The sequence below is a fragment of the Komagataeibacter kakiaceti JCM 25156 genome (genome assembly GCF_000613305.1).
Window position 1 is genome coordinate 1 of record NZ_BAIO01000691.1, and the last position, 1,013, is coordinate 1,013.

General features: G+C 67.2%; 2 protein-coding genes. Both read right to left on the reverse strand.

Translation table 11 applies throughout. From position 1 onward, the window contains the following. Positions 1 to 798: ABC transporter transmembrane domain-containing protein (locus JCM25156_RS18000; RefSeq protein WP_025814241.1), on the reverse strand; the 798-nt coding region annotated here is incomplete at its 3' end. Next, a partial coding sequence (locus tag JCM25156_RS18005; protein ID WP_025814242.1) for an AAA family ATPase occupies positions 795 to 1,013 on the reverse strand: 219 nt, incomplete at its 5' end. The genes JCM25156_RS18000 and JCM25156_RS18005, both read right to left, overlap by 4 nt.

The window sequence follows — 1,013 nt, forward strand, 5'->3', positions numbered from 1 at the left end:
CTGCCCGCACAGATAGGACGCCGCCCCGGCCACGGCCAGCATACGGGCCTGTTTCATCTGCGCGCGGCACAGCGCCCCATCACGGGCATGGACGTGGTCCATCATGCGTCCCTCCGCCCCGAAGGTCGCGATTTCACGCAGGCCCCCCACCATGTCCAGCACGCCGATACGCAACTGCGCCGCCGCATGGTTGACCTCTCCCCCCTCGCGCCGCCCCATCATCGCGGCGATCAGCGGCAGGAGAAAGGCCCCGCAGGCGAAAAGCCCCGTCACCACAATCGCCAGGACCGTGTTGACCATATTGATGGCGATGAACAGGAACGGCAGGATCAGGACCGCGCCAGCCAGTGGCACGATAATGCGCAGGTAAAGCCCGTCCAGCGCCTCCACATCCGAAACAAGGCGCGACAGCAGATCCCCCGCGCGGCGGAAACCAAGGCCCGCCGCCGCCCCCCGCGCCAGATTGCGGAAAAACCACACGCGCACATCCGCCAGCGCCCGGAACATCGCATCATGCGTAAGCAGCCGTTCCGAATAGCGCAGGACCACGCGCGCGCTACCCAGAATGCGCAGGCTTCCGGCGGTGACCACAACCATGCCCAGTGTCATCGCGGCGACACGGACACCCGCCTCACGCATCAGCAAAAGGCCGATCAGCAGGGCCAGCAAGGACAGGATGGCGCCCGCCGTCAGCAGCGGCGCGCGCCCGCGCCAGATATGCAGGATCTGCAGCACCGGGGCCAGAACGCCCTCACGGTCCGCCTGCCGTTCGAGCGCCCGATTTTCAGAGGTTTTCACGATGCGCTCTCCATGCTGGCGGCGATATGGCCGCGCTCAAGAACGATGCGCTGCCCCCCGAACCCGTCCACCGCCGCCGAATGGCTGGCAAGGATGACGGTGCGCCGCGCGGCGAGCCTGCGCAGGCTTTCGAACACATCGGCCTCGGTCCGTGGGTCCAGATGGGCTGTCGGTTCATCAAGCAGCACGAGCGGCGCGTCCTTGAGGAAGGCGCG